The 16,955-nt window shown below is 69.3% G+C and carries 15 protein-coding genes; 11 read left to right on the forward strand and 4 right to left on the reverse strand.

The features are described from left to right. Nucleotides 1-230: 230 nt before the first annotated feature. A complete protein-coding gene (locus tag ACZ6TD_RS45345; protein WP_471347735.1) occupies nucleotides 231-992 on the forward strand; it encodes a CoA transferase subunit A in 762 nt (253 codons plus the stop codon). A gap of 3 nt (nucleotides 993-995) precedes the next feature. Beyond that, nucleotides 996-1,646, forward strand: coding sequence for a 3-oxoacid CoA-transferase subunit B (locus ACZ6TD_RS45350; protein ID WP_471347737.1), 651 nt, complete (start codon nucleotides 996-998; stop codon nucleotides 1,644-1,646). Nucleotides 1,647-1,655: 9 nt separating this feature from the next. Here the strand turns inward: ACZ6TD_RS45350 and ACZ6TD_RS45355 are convergent, their stop codons facing one another. From ACZ6TD_RS45355 to ACZ6TD_RS45365, 3 genes are all read right to left on the reverse strand, one after another. Continuing rightward, nucleotides 1,656-3,593, reverse strand: a complete 1,938-nt coding sequence (locus tag ACZ6TD_RS45355; protein ID WP_471347739.1) for a helix-turn-helix domain-containing protein — start codon at nucleotides 3,591-3,593, stop codon at nucleotides 1,656-1,658. Nucleotides 3,594-3,675: 82 nt separating this feature from the next. Further along, the gene (locus ACZ6TD_RS45360) at nucleotides 3,676-4,494 is read right to left on the reverse strand and encodes a 3-hydroxybutyrate dehydrogenase (protein ID WP_471347741.1); all 819 of its coding nucleotides are present in this window, start codon (nucleotides 4,492-4,494) and stop codon (nucleotides 3,676-3,678) included. Between the two features lie 110 nt (nucleotides 4,495-4,604). Next, the gene (locus tag ACZ6TD_RS45365; RefSeq protein WP_471347743.1) at nucleotides 4,605-6,029 is read right to left on the reverse strand and encodes an MFS transporter; all 1,425 of its coding nucleotides are present in this window, start codon (nucleotides 6,027-6,029) and stop codon (nucleotides 4,605-4,607) included. Between the two features lie 795 nt (nucleotides 6,030-6,824). Between ACZ6TD_RS45365 and ACZ6TD_RS45370 the strand changes: the two genes are divergently transcribed. The 9 genes from ACZ6TD_RS45370 (at nucleotide 6,825) to ACZ6TD_RS45410 (ending at nucleotide 16,370) form a co-directional block, all read left to right on the forward strand. Further along, a complete protein-coding gene (locus ACZ6TD_RS45370; protein WP_471347744.1) occupies nucleotides 6,825-7,571 on the forward strand; it encodes a tRNA-dependent cyclodipeptide synthase in 747 nt (248 codons plus the stop codon). Between the two features lie 197 nt (nucleotides 7,572-7,768). Then, entirely contained in the window at nucleotides 7,769-8,566 is a 798-nt protein-coding gene (locus tag ACZ6TD_RS45375; RefSeq protein ID WP_471347746.1) for a 2OG-Fe(II) oxygenase family protein, read from the forward strand. Then, nucleotides 8,563-9,471, forward strand: a complete 909-nt coding sequence (locus tag ACZ6TD_RS45380) for a 2OG-Fe(II) oxygenase family protein (protein ID WP_471347748.1) — start codon at nucleotides 8,563-8,565, stop codon at nucleotides 9,469-9,471. The genes ACZ6TD_RS45375 and ACZ6TD_RS45380 overlap by 4 nt, the downstream gene beginning before the upstream one ends. Beyond that, nucleotides 9,468-10,985, forward strand: coding sequence for a cytochrome P450 (locus ACZ6TD_RS45385; RefSeq protein WP_471347750.1), 1,518 nt, complete (start codon nucleotides 9,468-9,470; stop codon nucleotides 10,983-10,985). The genes ACZ6TD_RS45380 and ACZ6TD_RS45385 overlap by 4 nt, the downstream gene beginning before the upstream one ends. Then, nucleotides 10,982-11,923 carry a 2OG-Fe(II) oxygenase family protein gene (locus tag ACZ6TD_RS45390; protein ID WP_471347752.1) on the forward strand — a complete coding sequence of 314 codons (942 nt, stop codon included), beginning with the start codon at nucleotides 10,982-10,984 and terminating at the stop codon, nucleotides 11,921-11,923. Before ACZ6TD_RS45385 ends, ACZ6TD_RS45390 begins: the two co-directional genes overlap by 4 nt. A gap of 51 nt (nucleotides 11,924-11,974) precedes the next feature. Further along, a complete protein-coding gene (locus ACZ6TD_RS45395; protein WP_471347754.1) occupies nucleotides 11,975-12,868 on the forward strand; it encodes a 2OG-Fe(II) oxygenase family protein in 894 nt (297 codons plus the stop codon). Beyond that, nucleotides 12,865-13,788 (forward strand): 2OG-Fe(II) oxygenase family protein, encoded by a 924-nt coding sequence (locus tag ACZ6TD_RS45400; RefSeq protein ID WP_471347756.1) that lies wholly within the window; start codon nucleotides 12,865-12,867, stop codon nucleotides 13,786-13,788. Before ACZ6TD_RS45395 ends, ACZ6TD_RS45400 begins: the two co-directional genes overlap by 4 nt. Before the next feature lie 281 nt (nucleotides 13,789-14,069). Next, nucleotides 14,070-15,737 (forward strand): aa3-type cytochrome oxidase subunit I, encoded by a 1,668-nt coding sequence (gene ctaD / locus ACZ6TD_RS45405; RefSeq protein WP_471347758.1) that lies wholly within the window; start codon nucleotides 14,070-14,072, stop codon nucleotides 15,735-15,737. 60 nt (nucleotides 15,738-15,797) lie between these two features. Further along, on the forward strand, nucleotides 15,798-16,370 hold the full coding sequence (locus ACZ6TD_RS45410) for a hypothetical protein (protein ID WP_471347760.1): 573 nt from the start codon (nucleotides 15,798-15,800) through the stop codon (nucleotides 16,368-16,370). Nucleotides 16,371-16,517: 147 nt separating this feature from the next. Here the strand turns inward: ACZ6TD_RS45410 and ACZ6TD_RS45415 are convergent, their stop codons facing one another. Beyond that, nucleotides 16,518-16,892 carry a hypothetical protein gene (locus ACZ6TD_RS45415; protein ID WP_471347762.1) on the reverse strand — a complete coding sequence of 125 codons (375 nt, stop codon included), beginning with the start codon at nucleotides 16,890-16,892 and terminating at the stop codon, nucleotides 16,518-16,520. Nucleotides 16,893-16,955 lie beyond the last annotated feature (63 nt).

The following is a 16,955-nucleotide window of genomic DNA, read 5'->3' on the forward strand; positions in this document are numbered from 1 at the left end:
AGGGGGAGACCACCCGGTCCCCGTCGGGGCAGCCGCCCGGACGCCACGAGGCCCCAGGGCCGACCGGCGCAGCGCTGATCACCATGCGGATCGTCAGGGCCATGGTGGCGGACTACATACCCGCGGGGCCCGCCCGCGGTGAAAGGTAAGGGGGAACCAGACCCCGGGCCGGGTCGCCGGACATTCCGTCAGGACCGGTGGATCCCGGGCCGAGAATGCGGAGTGACGACATGGACAAGGTGGTGGATTCGGTCGCGGACGCCGTGGCCGACATCCCGGGCGGGGCGACTCTCGCCGTCGGAGGTTTCGGGCTGTGCGGGATCCCGTCGACGCTGATCGCCGCGCTGGCCCGGACGGAGACGGCGGGGCTGCGGGTGGTGTCCAACAACTGCGGTGTGGACGACTGGGGCCTCGGTCTGCTGCTGCGGGCCGGCCGGATCGCCCGGATGACGTCGTCGTACGTGGGCGAGAACAAGGAGTTCGCGCGGCAGTACCTCTCCGGTGAGCTGGAGGTGGAGCTCACACCACAGGGCACCCTGGCCGAGCGGTTGCGGGCCGGCGGCAGCGGGATCCCCGCCTTCTTCACCCCGGCAGGCGTGGGAACCCAGGTCGAGGAGGGCGGCCTGCCGTGGCTGTACGCCGCCGACGGCAGCGTGGCCGTGGCCTCCCCGCCCAAGGAGGTCAGGGAGTTCGGCGGCCGCAGGTACCTGCTGGAGGAGTCCCTCACGGCCGACTTCGCGCTGGTGCGTGCGGAGGTCGCGGATCGGCACGGCAATTGCCTGTTCCACAGCGCCGCCCGGAACTTCAACCCGCTGTGCGCGATGGCGGGCCGGACCACCTTGGTGGAGGCCGAACGCATCGTGGAGGCGGGGGAGCTCGACCCGGATGCCGTACACCTCCCGGGCGTGTACGTCGACCGGATCGTCGCCGCGGACCCCGTCGACAAGCGCATCGAGCGCCGCACCGTCCGACCCGCCGCCCAGGAGGCATGATCCATGGCACTCGACCGCGACCAACTCGCCGCCCGCGCCGCCCGTGAACTGCACGACGGACAGTACGTCAACCTGGGCATCGGCCTTCCCACCCTCATCCCCAACCACCTGCCCGCCGACATCCACGTCGTGCTGCATTCCGAGAACGGCCTCCTGGGGGTCGGCCCCTACCCGGTGGACGGCACGGAGGACCCGGACCTGATCAACGCGGGCAAGGAGACGGTCACGCTGCGGAAGGGCGCCGCGTGCTTCGACTCCGCCTCCTCCTTCGGCATGATCCGCGCCGGGCGCATCGACGTGTCCGTGCTGGGCGCCATGCAGGTCTCGGCCCGAGGTGATCTGGCGAACTGGATGATCCCCGGGAAGATGGTCAAGGGGATGGGCGGGGCCATGGACCTGGTCCACGGGGCCCGCCGCCTGATCGTCGTCATGGAGCACACCGCGAAGGACGGCTCCCCGAAGATCGTCGACGAGTTGGCCCTGCCCGCCACGGGGCGCGGCGTGGTCAACCGCGTCATCACGGACCTCGCCGTCATCGACGTGACGGCCGACGGCCTCACCCTGGCCGAACTCGCGCCCGGCGTCAGCGTGGACGACGTACAGGCGGTCACCGTGCCCGAGCTGCGCGTCCCGGCCGCTATCACGGCTCTGTGACGAGGTCCGCTACGGGCCGGCCTGGGAAACCAGGTGGATCCGCAGCGCCAGCTGGATCTCCAGCGCGCGTTCCGGGTGGTCCCAGTCCTGCCCCAGGAGCGCGACGATCCTCTCGATCCGCTGCACCACGGTGTTGACGTGGACGTGCAGCAGGTCCTTGGCCCGAATGTGGCTGCCCTTCACGGCGAAATACGCCTGAAGCGTCCTGACCAGTTCGGTCCCCCTGCGTTCGTCCCACTCCAGGACCGGGCCCAAGACCCTGTTGACGAAGCTTCCGGTGTCCTGTTCCTTGCCCAGGAGAACACCGAGGAAGCCCAGATCCGCGGCACAGGCACCATCACCGGTGAGACCCAGTACACGCATGGCGCCCAGACAGCGGCGGCCCTCGGCGTAGTAGCCCGGCAGGGCGGCCAGCCCCTGGCACGGTCCCGCGGCGACCACGCTGACGGGTGTGCCGAGCCCTTGGGAGAGATGTTCGGCGGCGGCCCGGGCGGCCTGACCGGGTACTGTTCCGTCGTCGGGGACCAGCATGACCACGTGCTGCTCGTACTCGCAGCACAGGCCCTCGCGGCCGAACAGGTACTGCTGGGCCCACGCGGTCAGCCTGCCGTCCGACCGCGTCTCGGCCTCGGCGACCAGCACCAGGTGCGGCCGGGTCAGGTCCACACCGAGCCGGTGCCCGCGCTCGGCGAGGAGCGCGGGATCGCGGCCCGCTCCCTCCAAGAGGTCGGTGAGCAGTTCGCCGCGCACGCGGTTCTCGGTTTCGACGACGGTACGGCGCAGCAGCAGGAGCAGCGCGGTGATGGTGCCGGTGCGCTCGAACAGCCGGCGGTCGGGGCCGTCGAGGTCCGGGCGCCCGCGGAAGGCGAGGCTGCCCAGCAGCTCCTGCCCGGCGAGCACGGCGCAGTACCAGCACTCGCCGTCACGGACCGAGCGGCCCTCGGCACGGGCACGGGTGACGGCTCTCAGGAGTGCGTCGCGATCCGGCGGACAGGCTCCCGCTCCGCCGCCCGCTTGGGCCAGTACGTCGCCGCGCGGGTCGAAGATGGTCAGTCGGCCGCCGAGGAACTCGGCCACCGCGGCGGCCACTTCGGATACCTCCGAACCGCGCAGCACGAGGTCGGTCAGCCGGTCATGCGCTTCCGCGGCGCGCTGCGTGGATGCCGCGTGTTCCTGGATGACGGCGTTGGCCTCGGTGAGTTCCGCCGCGGCGTTCTTGGCATCGGCGAGCGCCCTGGCGGTGTCGATCGCGATGGCGGCGTGCGCGGCGAGCGAGCCGAGCAGGGCCACCTCGTCCGGGGAGAAGCCGCGGGGGCCGCGGTCGGCCGCGAACAGGACACCGATGACATGGTGGTCGCCGGCCGGGCCCGAGCCGAGGAGCAGCGGCACGCCGAGGATGGCGACGAGACCTTCGTCCAGGACTCCGTGGTCGATGGTTCGGGTGTGCTGGAACCGTTCGTCCCTGCGGTAGTCTGGGGACGCGTAGGGACGCATGGTCTGGGCCACCAGCCCGCCCAGGCCCTCGCCCAGCTTGAGCCTGAGCTGTTGAAAGGCGAGCGAGACCGAGCCGTCGGTGACCCGCATGAAGGTGTCCTGGGCGGCCTCGTCCACCAGGGTGAGGTAGGCGGTGTCCGTCCCCAACAGGGTTCTGGCGCGCCGCACGATCGAGTGCAGTACCGCGTCGAGGTCACGCAGGGCGGCCAGGTCGCCGGCGGTGTCGAACAGCGCGGTGAGTTCGGCTTCGCGGCGGCGTTGGCGATGGAGCACCCGTCGGACCCCGAGGGCGGTGGAGACGGCCCGTTCGATCTCTTTGAGTTCGCGGTCGTCGATGCCGTCGGCGCGGGCGCGCGTGGCCACCGCCGTCAACTGTTCGGCGGAGGCGTCCGTGGCCAGCAGCTCCATCAGGTGTCGTAGGGCGGCGGTGGAAAGAACAGTGGTCTGTGACATGGAACGAACCTCGGGGAGGGCGGGTGCTCGCGGCTCGATACGGCGCGCACCCGCGGGTATGGCGATTCGGGTCACGGGACGGTCAGTGCGCGGTCCAGCCACCGTCCAGCGGCAGCGAGGCGCCGGTGATGAAGCCGGCGTTCTCGGAACACAGCCACAGCACCGCGGAGGCGACCTCCTCCGGCTCGATGAGGCGTTTGATGGCGCTGCGCTCCAGCATGATCTTCTCCAGTACCTCCGACTCCGCGATGCCATGCGAGCGGGCCTGGTCGGCGAGCTGGGCCTCGACCAAGGGGGTGCGGACGTACCCGGGATTCACACAGTTCGACGTGACGCCATGGGGCGCCCCCTCCAGGGCGGCGACCTTGCTCAGCCCCTCCATCGCGTGCTTGGCGGTCACGTAGGCGCTTTTGAAGGCCGAGGCCCGCAGGCCGTGTACGGAGGAGAGGTTCACGATGCGGCCCCACCCGTGCGCGTACATGTGGGGGAGGGCGCGCCGGATGATACGGAACGGCGCCTCGACCATGATCTTCTGGATGAGGGCGAAACGGTCCGGTGGGAATTCGTGCAGCGGCGCGATGTGCTGGAGCCCGGCATTGTTGACGACGATGTCGACGGCGGTGGGGAGGCCGTCGATGGCCGTCAGGTCGGAGAGGTCGGTCACGCAGGGGCTGCCGCCGATCTCCTCGGCCACCCGCTCGGCGGCTTCCTCGGCCAGATCGACGACGTACACGAAGGCCCCGGCGTCGGCGAGGGCGACGGCACAAGCCCGTCCGATGCCACTCGCCGCGCCGGTCACCAGGGCGCTGCGCCCTTTCAGGAACTGGCTTGCGGGGACGGCGGACGCGTCAAGGCCGGGGTGCCGGGCAGCGCCGCCCTCGGTGGTGCGGGTGGTGTTCATGGCCGTCACGGTAGGCAGCGGGTCCACCCCCGGACATGGTGCGGGACGCCACGTTCGAAGCGGTCGGGGTGGCCGCGTCCCACACACACCTCGGGCGAGGGCCACCTTGATCACTTCCTCCCCGCGGACCGGTCCCCGCGTCGGTGTCCGAGCGCCACCTTCACCGCGCGCCGGACCGGCCGGCGCAGCCGCTGTCGCTCATGGGTCCCGAGCCACACGGCGAGGATCACACAGGTGGCCACGCACCCCAGGGCGGTGATCTGCAACGCGGTGTCCGAGGCCGCTTCGGAACCCACGCCGCGTTCCTGGTCGGCGACGGCCCCGGCCAGGGCAATGCCGAGGCCGGCCGCCACCGTGATGACGGTCTTGGTGACTCCGGACGCCTCCCCGGCCCGCTCCGGTCTGATCACCCCCTGAGTGGCGACGAGGGTCAGTGAGTTGGCCGTTCCGAGAACCGCACCGCCCGCGGTGGCCGCGATCAGATACACATCGAGCGATGAGGCCCGGGCCAGGCAGGCGAGGACGAGGGCTCCCGCGCCCAGGCAGACGGTCATCACGCGCACCGCGGCGGGTGGGGGCACACGGCCGGCGATCGGACCGGCGAGGGCCATGGCCAGTGCCGGGGCGAGGAAGGCGGCACCCGCCATGGCGACGGACAGGTCCCACTGTCCCTGGAGCGTCAGGGGCACGACGAACAGGAACATGACGGTCGCGGTGTTGGCGACGGCCCCGGCGAGCGTCAGCGCCACGTAGGGCCCGTTGCGGAAGAGCGTGAGCTGGACCAGTGGACTCGCCGCCACCCGTTCGAGCCGTACGAACCAGGTCAGCAGGGCCGCCGCGGCGACCAGGCCGGCCAGGATGACGGGCCACTGCCAGTGGCGGCCGCGGTCGACGACGACGGCGAGGGTCACGAGCGCGGCTGTCGCGGTGGCAAGCCCGCGCCAGTCGACCCTCCGGGGCGCGCTGGTGTCATAGCTCTCGGCGGTACGCGAGGCCCATGCCGCGCCGAGCGCGGCGAGGGGGACGTTGAGCCAGAACACCGCCCTCCAGGACACCGCGTCGGTGAGGGCACTGCCGATGAACGGGCCGCAGGCGGTGGCGATTCCGCCGATGCCCAGCGCCCGGCCGGTGGCGCGGCCCCGCAGTTCGCTGGGGTAGACGTTCGTCAGCAGCGACAGACCCACCGGCATGACCATCGCGGCCCCCGCCCCCTGGGCCACCCGGGCGCCGACCAGGACGTGTAGTGCCGGGGCGAGCGCGCAGACCAGGGACGACGCGCCGAAGACGGCGAGGCCCAGGATCAACAGCCGTCGCCGTCCGAACAGATCGCCGAGGCGCCCCGCACCCAGCATGAGGGTCCCGGTGGACAGCAGATACGCGCTGGTCACCCATTGCAGACCGGCGCCTCCTGCGTGCAGATCGCGGCCGATCTGCGGCAGGGCCAGATTCAGGGCGAACGCGTCGAGCTGGATGCAGAAGACGCCCACGGACATGGCAAGCAGGGCCCATCGTCTGGTGGTGGGTGTCGATGTCACTGAGACCCCGGCCTCCTTCCTCACGCTGCGGCGGCAGCATCGTTGGAAACATCCGCACGGGGGTGTGCGGCGGTTGCGGTGCTGTTGGCGGAGGGGGAAGGCGCAGCCAGAGGTCGCCCCTGGACAGGGGGCGCCGCTGCTCGAGAAGGGGGATGCGAGGCCCGGAGGAGTGGAGATGTCCGTGGAACGTCGCAGAACGCCGCATCGCATGGGGCGGGCAACGCGGGCCCGCTGCTCGCCGAGCGGCTGAGGGACTCACCGTAACCGACACCGAACGGCTTGCCAACCTCGTGCCGGCAGCCGCGGAAGTCGATACCGATGCCATGTGAGGTGTTCGGCCATCACCGACGCGGTCCCGGCCCGTTCGCTCTCCGGGGTCCCGTGCGCTCTGCCGCCCGGTGGCGTGTCGTCGCGTGTCCGCCACTCGTACGGCAAAAGCCCAGTTCACCGCCCGTCATATGCGCGTGGCACGGAGCGGTGTCATGCGCGTGCCCACTCCCGGCGCGGGGAGGCCGCCGCCGCGCCCCGCGCCGTGCCGTGCCTGTGCCCATGACCCCGCAGTGACCTGCGTATTTCCTGTGAGAGCGAGACCTGATGAATCATCAGGCCGAATTCAGTGCCCTGCCATTGGCCGACTCCACGGCCGCCTGCTACCAATTTTGAGCGGCCTCCGGGTGTGATCTGCGGAGGTCTCGGAGACATGCCCACTTTCCTGGGCCATGTCAGGCTGCGCGTACACCCCAAAAAGAAGCCGAGAGTGATCCCCGTACTTAGCGACGAACTCAGGCGGATGCAATGGTGTTGGACACGCAAGCGATCTCTTCCCCCCGTCAACAGGTGGAGCCGGCGCGCAGGACGCGCTACAAGGCAGAAATAGCATCGGTCTCTCCCGTGACCAGCAGAACCACGTTCGAGCAGCACGACACATGTTTTCTCGGAGTCAGCCTCGAGAACAGCAACTTCGCCACCGCCAAACTCGCGAGCATGGTCAAGTGGATCTCCCGGAGGTTCGCCCGCTGCACCGTGCTCATCGGCGACAGTATTCATCGGCTTACGCTGGAATCGACCCGCGGAATGGCGCCCGAAGAGGCATTCGATCGCGCTCTGGAACTCGGCCGCCAGTTTATCGAGGGCGAGCGGAGGGTGTTCGACGAGTATGGCGCCTCGACCGACTTCACCTTCCTGAACTGCAGTGATGTCCAGAATCGTCGTGAATGCGTCCAATTCCACGACGAGTTGCGGACGTTTTTCGCCAAGGACGAGGTGTTCCGCTCGTCAGTGGAGTCGTTCGGGCGCTCCTATCACCGCAAGCGCTCTCACGGAATCGGCGAGACCGAGTGGGAAAACCGCATCAGGATGTCCAGCGAGTACTTCCTGGAGGAATTCTCCATCTTCGCCTGCCTCAAGCGGCAGGGACTTCCGGTCATGGTGTATCCAGGCTCCTTCAGCACACTGTCCGAGATCGCGCGAGGAGAACATCCAGGAGCGCCGGAAGAGCTACGTGACCTCATCGTCGTATCCCTCCATCTGAAAGGCCGGTGAGCATGGAACCCACGCCTCGTGCACTGGCTCCCGAGATATGTCGGGGGAAGATATACCGAGACGTCTACGCGAAGCGTTCCGCTGACCTGTCGGCCTTCGGTGAAGCGCGGCTCGAAAAGGCCAGAATGTCGAGCGGGAGCCTGCTGTTCGTTGATTCTGGTGCGCGGGATCGAGCATTCCGCGACGGAGTCTTCTTCTTGGAGATCCCTGCCGAGATCGACGTCTCGGCCGGTGACACGTTCGCCCGGCAGTTCTACCGCGGACCGTCCACCGCCCCGTACGGCCGGTTCCGCACCATCGGCAGCGACCGCTTCGGCGACCCGCTGCTCGGCTTCCACCAGCGGATCAACCAGATCGAGCAGTTCCTCCTGGAACGGCGCTTCTGGGCCACCGACTACCCGCCGGAGATCGCCGAGCTCGGCGAGGCGCTCACTCGGCTGTCGCAGCAGGTGCTGTGCTCCGTGCTCCACCACGTGGGCATACCCGAGGAGGACTGGGCACGGGCCACCGGCGGCTGTTCACAGTCGGCCGGCTCCTACCACCTGACGTTCAACCACTACCGGCCCGCGCACGAGGACATCGGCCTCAGCTCCCACAAGGACGACGGTTTCCTCACCGTCCTGCGGACCACTTCCCCCGGCCTGGAGGTCGCCCGCGGCGACCACTGGGAGGTCGTGCCCGCCGACCCGGACTGCTTCGTCATCAACTTCGGGCTGGCCATGGAAATCCTCACCTCCGGCAGCGACACACCCGTCGCGGCGATCATGCACCGGGTCGCGCGCCAGCGGGCGGACCGCTCCAGCTATGGGCACTTCTCCTCCAGCGGCTGCCTGCCGGGTCAGGACCAGGGCATCTACCGCTACGCCCAGGGCACCGGCCTGGAACGCGTCTGCGGCTCGCGTGAGCTCATCGACGAGAACGACTACGAGATCTACGCCGGCACCGAGGCCCCGAACGCACCTGCCCGCACCACCGGGGGAGGTGACCGCGGATGAGAACCGCAGCGATGGCACTCCAACGGGCGTCGGTGCGGGGGCCGGGCCTTGCGTTCGACACCGAAGGCGGACTGTCCCAGGCGCTCGCGGACGGCTGCTTCCTGCTCGCCATGCCCGCCGGATTCGACCCCGGGCCCGGTATCACCCTGTGCCGGGAGTTCTACCGCGCCCCCGAGGACGGCCCCGAGGCGACCCGGCCCTATCGCGGCTTCCGGGCGCTGGAGGGCGTCTACTTCGACCGTGAGCACTTCCAGACCGAGCACGTGCTCATCGACGGCCCCGGACGCCGCCGCCACTTCCCCCCGGAACTCACCGTCATGACCGAGCGGATGAGCGAGCTCACTCTGCTGGTCCTGCGGTGCGCGATGGCCGACCTCGGCATCGCCCCGCACCTGTGGAGCGAGATCACCGGCGGGGCCGTCGACGGGCGGGGCACACACTGGTTCGCGGCGAACCACTACCGCTCCGAACGGGCCCAACTGGGCTGCGCCCCGCACAAGGACACCGGATTCGTGACCGTCCTCTACAACGAGGAGCCGGGCCTCGAAGCGTCCGTGGACGGCGTCTGGATGTCCGTCGATCCGGCGCCCGGCCACTTCGTGGTGAACTTCGGCGGCGCCTTCGAACTGCTCACCGCGGCCCTGAGCCGGCCGGTGCACGCCATCTTGCACCGGGTCCGGCAGTGCACCCCGGCGGCCGGAGCGGCCGACCGTTTCTCGTTCGCGGCCTTCGCCAACCCGCCCGCCACCGGAAACCTCTACCAGGTCCGCCGGGACGGTTCCGCCGCGGCGGTGCGCAGCTCCGAGGACTTCCTGCGCGAGTTCAACGAACGGACCTGGTCCGACCGGCACGCCGACTTCGGGATCGCCCAGTCCGTCGGCGCGGGCGCGGGTGAGTCGACGTGACCACCTCGGCCGACGACCGCCGTGCCGTCCCCAGGGCCACGACCGTGGCCCCGCCGGAAGGGCCCGGTGTGCCCTTCCCCGGAGTGCTGGCCCACCATCCGGGTCCCAGCCGGCTGCACGGCCACGCCCCGGCCTTCCACCAGGCGACCGTGGTGCGGGGGGAACCCGCCTCGCACTACTTCCGCACATCCGGCATCAGCGCGCTGGCCGAGGAAAACGGCGGCCTGTGCACGTTCTGGATGGGGCAGCGGCTCGCCCTCTACCAGATCACCAACGCACCGTTGGTCGGTGAGGACATCCTGGCACCCTCCACCGATGCCAACCGCGAGCTGTTCGGCGACTTCATGGGATCCATGCCCCACGACCACCCGGACCGCCCGGGGAAGCGGGCGGCCGTCGAACGCTCCCTCGGCAGCGCCAAGTTCGTGGAGCGTCTCGAGCCCGCCGTCCGACGGCACACGGCCGACCACCTGCGCCGGGCAGCGGGGCAGGAGATCTCGCTCGACGACTTCACACTGTCCCTGACCGCGTACGTGGACAGCATGATCCCCGGCGTGCTCGACCTCACCCAGCGGCCCCTGCCGGAATACCTGCGCTCGGCGGAGTACGGCCACGTGGTCCGCGGTTTCTTCGACCTCGCCTCCGATGTCATCAGCAACGACAACCCGCGGGCGATGCGGGAGTTCGACGTCATCGTCCCGTTCGTGCGCGATCTGCTGACGGCCAACTTCGCATCCCTCGCCGAGGCTCCTGACTCCAACCTGATCCGGCGCTACTTCGCGCTGTGGGGACTGTCCTTCACCCGCGAGGGCCTCGCCGCTCTGGACCCCGCGCGGATCAAGGAACTCGGCACGATCATCGTGGCCACGTACGACACCACGGCCCTGAGCCTGATGTGGGCGCTGGGCTATGTGGAGAGCACACCGCAGGTCAAGACCGCCATCGTGGCCGAGGCACGGAACGGCGATGGTGACGGCCGGTGCCCGCGCGGCGGATCGTCCCCGTCCGTGACCGACCTCGCGGTCCTGGAGGCGGTACGACTGGGCGGCAGCAACCCCAGCGCTCTGTGGCGCCGCACGACCGCGCCCTTTGCCCTGCACCACCGAGGAGCCCGGGTGACCGTACCGCCGGGCACCATGCTGTGGCTGGACCGGCGGCAGGCCAACCGCGATCCGGCGGTCTTCCCGGAGCCGTGCCGCTTCGCCCCCGCCAACATCGAGGCCATCGTCCGCTCCGATCGCGAGACGGTCTCGTCCCTGCTCTCCCGCGGCCGCTACGAGATCAACTCCTTCAGCATGATCAACGCCGAGCGGAACCCGCGCAAGTGCCCCGGCCGCCTCTTCTCCGTGCGGATGCAGGCCCTGGTCCTCTCGGAGCTGTACGGCCACTACACGGTCAGTACCAAGGACACCGATCTCCGGCTGAAGCGCCACGCTTCCATGCCCCGCCCCGCACGCCCCGGAACGATCACCATCCACCGCGACACCGGCACACCGAGGGAGCCGAGCCGATGACGACGTCCCACCCCGTGACGGGCCGGCCACCGGTGGCCCTGCCCTCGATGCCCGGTGAACGGGAGGCCCTCGCCGCCTACCCGCCGATCGCGCTCGAACACTCCCGGCTCCACGGCGAGGACCTGGTCTTCGACCGAGAGGAAGGGTTCGACCGCGCCCTGACCCAGGGCTTCTTCCTGCTGCGCATCCCCGACGGCCTCGACACCGGGCCCGGTGACCGATTCGCGGCGCACTTCCACCAGGACCGGCGCGGCGACGCACTCGACCGCTACCGCGGCTTCCGGGACGTCGCTGTCCCCGGCACCTACCAGGGCTACTTCGACCGCGAGCACGACCAGTGGGAGAACTTCTACATCGAGCAGGCGAATTGGCCCCTGCTGCCCGCCGAGGTCGCCGCGCTCGGGCGCGGGATGGCCGACCTCGGCATCGCCGTACTGCGGGCGGTCTTCCGCCACCTGGACATCCCCCCACGGCTGTGGAGCGAGATCTCCAGCGGGCTCACCGACCACCGGGGCCATCAGATGCTCGCGTTCAACCACTTCCGTTCGCACAAAGCCACCCGCGGCTGCAAGTTCCACCGCGACTCCGGATGGGTGACCGTGCTCCGATCCGTCGAGCCCGGCCTGCTCGCACTCATCGAAGGAGAACTGAGCGCCATCAACCCCGTGCCGGGGCACTTCATCGTGAACTTCGGGAGTTCCCTGGAAGTGCTCACCGGGGCCCTGCCCACGCCCGTGCGTGCCAACATCCACGGCGTGGTCGCCACCGAGCGGGGCCCCGGCCGGCCCGACCGGACCTCGTACGTGACCTTCCTGGACTCCAGTCTCGACGGCACCGTCTACCGCCTGGAGAACGGCACGGCGCACCCCGTGCAGTCCGTCGCCGACTTCGCCGCGCAGGAGGTGCGCCGGACCTACGACAACGACGCCGCGCTGTGAGCGCGCCGCGGCCATGACGGAAGTGACCGACCACGATGGGAGAGTCCCAGCATGACGACAGATGTCGTTGAGGAAGAAACCCACCTCACCCTCCCCGCGGCGACAGTGGAGGCGGGCAGACTGCGGTTCGCCTCGCCGGACGACGCGGACCAGGCCCTGTGCCTCGGCGCGTTCAACCTGGCCGTTCCCGAGGACCTCGACGTGAGCGCGGGCCTGGCCTTCTGCCGCAGCTTCTACCAGCCCGCCACCGGCGACCCCGACGACCGCCATCGCGGCCACCGCGAACACGGCCACCCCGAGTCCAAGCTGGGCTACGAGGACCGGCCCGATCAGGTGGAGCAGTTGCAACTGGAGAGCTTCCTGTGGCAGCGGTACCTGCCCCAGGAGGTGACGGCCGTGCTCCGGCGGATGAAGGAGCTGACCCTGGACACCCTCTACGGCGTCTTCGACGCGGCGGGGATACCCGAGGAGGACCGGGAACTCGTCACCGGTGGCGCCCGTCAGGACACGGGACTGTGCTACACCACGGTCAACCACTACCGTACGGGCCTGAGCGACCGCGCCGGAATCGTCGAGCACTCCGACAGCGGGTTCATCACCACGATCTGCACCGACCAGCCCGGCTACGAGATCCTGCACGAGGGCCGCTGGATGCCCGTCCGCGAACGGCCGGGGCACTTCACCGTCAACCTCGGTGACGCGTTCCGCGTCCTGACCAGGAAGCTGCCGCGACCGGTGACCGCCGTCTACCACCGCGTGCCCGAACTGCCCGCCGACGCCGACGGCCCGGACCGGTCCTCGTTCACGATCTACATGGGACCGCGGTACGACATGTTCCTCTACCAGTACGACACGGAAGGGAGGCTGCGGGAGTACCAGAGCTTCCGTGCGTTCTCGGTGGAGAAAGCGGGCAAGCTGGGCTACGAGTTCCACTCCCGCGTATGAACACGGCGTGGGAACAGGCGCGGACCGCCTCGCGACAGGGGTGGCAGCTGGCCGAACTGCGGCAGGGCGACCTGTCCTTCACCGCCGAGGACGGGCTGCGACGTGCGCTGGAGGACGGCTTCTTCTACGTCAAGCAGCCCGCCGGCCTGGACCTGTCCGCCGGAGACTGGTTCGCCCGCAGCTTCTACCTCCCTGCCCGGAGAGGGCATACGGACCCCTACCGGGGCTACCGTCGGTGGACATCGGAACAACTGGGCGCGCATCAGGGCTACTTCTGTCGCGATGCCGACCAGACCGAACAGTTCTTCCTGGCGAGCACCTGGTGGAAGCGGGTGTACCCGGCCGCGCTGGTGCGGCAGGCCGAGGCCATGCGCGACTTCGCGCTGGACATCCAGCGCGCGGTGCTCACCCATCTCGACCTGCCGCGTGACCTCTGGCACGAGGCCACCGGGCACAGCCTCACCCCGCAGGGCACCCACACCCTCACCTTCAACCACTTCCGGCCCGAAGTGGCCGCACGCGGCCTGAACATCCACAAGGACTCGGGCTGGGTGACGGTCCTGCGCTCCACCGAGCCCGGGCTCGAGGTGGACCGGGACGGTGACTGGTACGCGATCGACCCGATACCGGGCACCTTCATCGTCAACTTCGGCTGTGCGATGGAGATCCTGACCCGATCGACCAGGACGCCGGTGGCCGCGGTCGCCCACCGCGTGGTGCGCCAGGCGTGTCACGACGGGACGAAGCCGGATCGCTTCTCCTACGCGCTCTTCGTCGACAGCAGCCTCGACAAGAGCGTCTGTCCCGGCCTCTTCACCTACGAGCCCCCAACCGGTCTCCGGTTGGAGACGGGCTTCGGGGACTTCCTCGACGACATCCTCGGCAACACCTACCGGCAGGACACGACCGGACTGTACTGACCCTCACCGTCCCCCGGCCCGCGGTCGGCGCGGCGTGACCCCGGCACACCGGCCGGGCGGCCGCTACGCCACCGCGGGACCGACCGGCCGCATCGGCCGGGCCGGCGGGACCTTCGACCCCGGCCCTGGACTGTTCGGCCCTGTGCGGCCACTGCCCGACCGTTGATCATGTTGTGAGCTGGAAAGAGCGGCGGTTTTCTCGTGTACCGCCCTTGGTGTGTTTCCTTTCCGGCTGCTTCTGAATTGAACAAAGAGGCGGAGGGCGCGGCTCGGTGGATGGAATGAATATCAAGGGGAACCACGTGAGGGGGGCTGCTCCCGAGGCGGACTCCCCGCCGACGCGCAGACATGTCCTGGTGGAGTGGCTGACGACAACCGATCACAAAAGGATCGGGACGCTGTATCTGGTATCGGCTTTCGCCTTCTTCCTCGTCGGTGGCCTGATGGCCCTGGTCATGCGGGCCGAATTGGCGCGCCCGGGGACCCAGATCATGTCCAACGAGCAGTACAACCAGGCATTCACCATGCATGGCTCGGTCATGCTGCTGCTCTTCGCGATGCCTCTGTTCACCGGGTTCGCCAACTGGATCATGCCCCTTCAGATCGGGGCTCCGGACGTGGCCTTTCCCCGTCTGAACATGCTCTCCTACTGGCTGTTCCTGTTCGGCTCACTGACCGCCGCCGCCGGATTCCTCACCCCTCAGGGCGCCGCCGACTTCGGCTGGTTCCTGTACGCACCCCTGTCGGACGCCATCCATTCACCCGGTGTCGGCTCCGATATGTGGATCATGGGCGTGACGCTCTCCGGCTTCGGCTCCATCTTGGGCGCGGTCAACTTCATCACCACGATCACCTGCATGCGCGCTCCGGGCATGACGATGTTCCGGATGTCCGTCTTCGCCTGGAACGTGTTGCTGACCTCGGTGTTGATTCTGCTCGTCTTTCCGGTGCTGGCCGCCGCGCTCCTCGCGCTGGAGTGCGACCGCAAGTTCGGATCGCATATCTTCGACCCGGCCAATGGTGGTGCCTTGCTGTGGCAGCATCTGTTCTGGTTCTTCGGCCACCCCGAGGTCTACGTCCTCGCGCTGCCGTTCTTCGGTATCGTCTCCGAGGTCGTCCCGGTGTTCTCGCGCAAGCCGATGTTCGGTTATGTCTCGCTGATCGCGGCGACGATCTCGATCGCCGGTCTTTCGGTTACGGTGTGGGCCCACCACATGTATGTCACCGGTGGTGTGCTGCTGCCGTTCTTCTCCTTCATGACCTTCCTCATCGCGGTTCCCACCGGCATCAAGTTCTTCAACTGGATCGGTACGATGTGGAAGGGGTCGCTGTCCTTCGAGACACCCATGCTCTGGGTCACCGGCTTCCTGATCACTTTCACGTTCGGCGGTCTGACCGGTGTGATCCTGGCGTCGCCGCCGATGGACTTCCACGTATCGGACTCCTACTTCGTCGTCGCGCACTTCCACTACACACTGTTCGGCACCGTCGTCTACGCGATGTTCGCCGGATTCCACTTCTGGTGGCCGAAGTTCACCGGAAAGATGCTCGACGAACGACTTGGAAAGATCACCTTCTGGACCCTCACCGCCGGGTTTCACCTCACCTTCCTCGTGCAGCACTGGCTGGGGGCCGAGGGCATGCCGCGTCGATATGCCGATTACCTCGCGGCCGACGGCTTCACCGCTCTCAATACGCTGTCCTCCATCGGCTCGTTCCTGCTCGGTCTTTCGGTCCTGCCGTTCTTCTGCAACGTCTGGAAGACCGCCCGATACGGCAAGAAGGTCGAGGTCGACGATCCGTGGGGATACGGACGCTCCCTGGAGTGGGCCACCTCATGCCCTCCACCACGGCACAACTTCACGCGGCTGCCCCGGATACGCAGCGAATCCCCGGCCTTCGATCTGCACCATCCGGAGATCCGCGAACTCGAGGCCGCACAGCGCTGAGCGGGCCGCCACGGTCCGATGCCCTTGCCGATGTCCAGGTGTTCGATGGAGGAGAGTGCCATGTCCCATGCCGTCCTCGCGCTGGCTGCCGCGGTGTCCTGCGCCGGCGGCTGCGTATGGTCCCTGCCCGCGGTGGCGGACATACGGGCCCGAGACGACCGGCCGCTGTCCCGGCGGATCGCGGCGGCCGGATGCCTGACCGGCTGGGGTACGGTCGCGCTCCTCGCGCCGCTGCTTCTCACGCCGGTGTCCTGGAGTGTCATCGGTGTCGTGGCCGCGACGGGCGCGGCCACGACCGCGGCGCTGGCCGCCCGGTCCCGCGTTCACCGGGCACGCGAACTCCGGGAGACCGAGAAACACTGGGCGGCCTGGGGGTATAGGACCCCGGCGGTCCGGTCCGCCTCCTCGCGGTGCCGCGCCTTCCTCGTATGGCTGCTGCCCGGACTCCTCGTGGCGACCGCGGTGGCTGCCACGATCCTGTGGACGGGGCAGGCGAACCCGGGCCGCACGGCTGCGGCGGCGTTGACCGCGGCCGGCGTCGTCTGCCTGTTCCTCGTCATCGCCATCATCGACGCGGCCCGGCCACACGCCGTGCGCCGCGGCAAAGCGCCGACGGGGTCGATCCGGCCGTAGCGGTCCGGGGGTATCGATGAGACGGAGCGCGCGGGCGTGACGCGGCTCCGGGACCGGGCCCGAGGGGCCGGTCCCGGAGCCGGGCCGGTGCGGCACACCGGCCGGGTCCGTCCGAGCCGGGCGGGTGGGGCTTTCGCGACAGGGGCCTCAGCCCGCCGTACGTCCTCCGCGCCACGGCGGCGCCACCGGCCTGCGGGCCGCGCGCCCGCTGTGGACGGCCCGGTCCACCTGGCGGCGCATCCGGTCCTGCAGCCGGTCGGCGACCTCCCGGCCGGTGGCTTCCCGCGCGTGGACGATCACGACGGCGCGACCCACCCGGAGGTCGGCCGTGGCCGACCAGGGGCGCTCGACGTGCGGCGCCGCCGCCTTGGCGATCCTCACCTCGCCGGTGACCGCAGGCAGCCCTGACCGGGCCAGGACCGCGTCGACCTTGGTCCGCGCGTAGCCGAGCGTCTCCTCGTCGACGCCCTCCTCGGCGCGCACCGTCACGGCCGCGTCCTTATCGGTGGTCCTGAGAGTCATGTCCGATCGCTCCTTGCGCTGTTGACAGCGGTTGTGGATCTCCCCGGCGGCACGGCGGCACGG

It is taken from the genome of Streptomyces yongxingensis (assembly GCF_055597465.1).

Bases quoted from the DNA above. Each gene is read 5' to 3' on its own strand.
- ACZ6TD_RS45345 (WP_471347735.1), top strand. From the start codon at position 231: ATGGACAAGGTGGTGGATTCGGTCGCGGACGCCGTGGCCGACATCCCG.
- ACZ6TD_RS45350 (WP_471347737.1), top strand. From the start codon at position 996: ATGGCACTCGACCGCGACCAACTCGCCGCCCGCGCCGCCCGTGAACTG.
- ACZ6TD_RS45355 (WP_471347739.1), bottom strand. From the start codon at position 3,593: ATGTCACAGACCACTGTTCTTTCCACCGCCGCCCTACGACACCTGATG.
- ACZ6TD_RS45360 (WP_471347741.1), bottom strand. From the start codon at position 4,494: ATGAACACCACCCGCACCACCGAGGGCGGCGCTGCCCGGCACCCCGGC.
- ACZ6TD_RS45370 (WP_471347744.1), top strand. From the start codon at position 6,825: ATGGTGTTGGACACGCAAGCGATCTCTTCCCCCCGTCAACAGGTGGAG.
- ACZ6TD_RS45380 (WP_471347748.1), top strand. From the start codon at position 8,563: ATGAGAACCGCAGCGATGGCACTCCAACGGGCGTCGGTGCGGGGGCCG.
- ACZ6TD_RS45390 (WP_471347752.1), top strand. From the start codon at position 10,982: ATGACGACGTCCCACCCCGTGACGGGCCGGCCACCGGTGGCCCTGCCC.
- ACZ6TD_RS45395 (WP_471347754.1), top strand. From the start codon at position 11,975: ATGACGACAGATGTCGTTGAGGAAGAAACCCACCTCACCCTCCCCGCG.
- ACZ6TD_RS45400 (WP_471347756.1), top strand. From the start codon at position 12,865: ATGAACACGGCGTGGGAACAGGCGCGGACCGCCTCGCGACAGGGGTGG.
- ctaD (WP_471347758.1), top strand. From the start codon at position 14,070: ATGAATATCAAGGGGAACCACGTGAGGGGGGCTGCTCCCGAGGCGGAC.
- ACZ6TD_RS45410 (WP_471347760.1), top strand. From the start codon at position 15,798: ATGTCCCATGCCGTCCTCGCGCTGGCTGCCGCGGTGTCCTGCGCCGGC.
- ACZ6TD_RS45415 (WP_471347762.1), bottom strand. From the start codon at position 16,892: ATGACTCTCAGGACCACCGATAAGGACGCGGCCGTGACGGTGCGCGCC.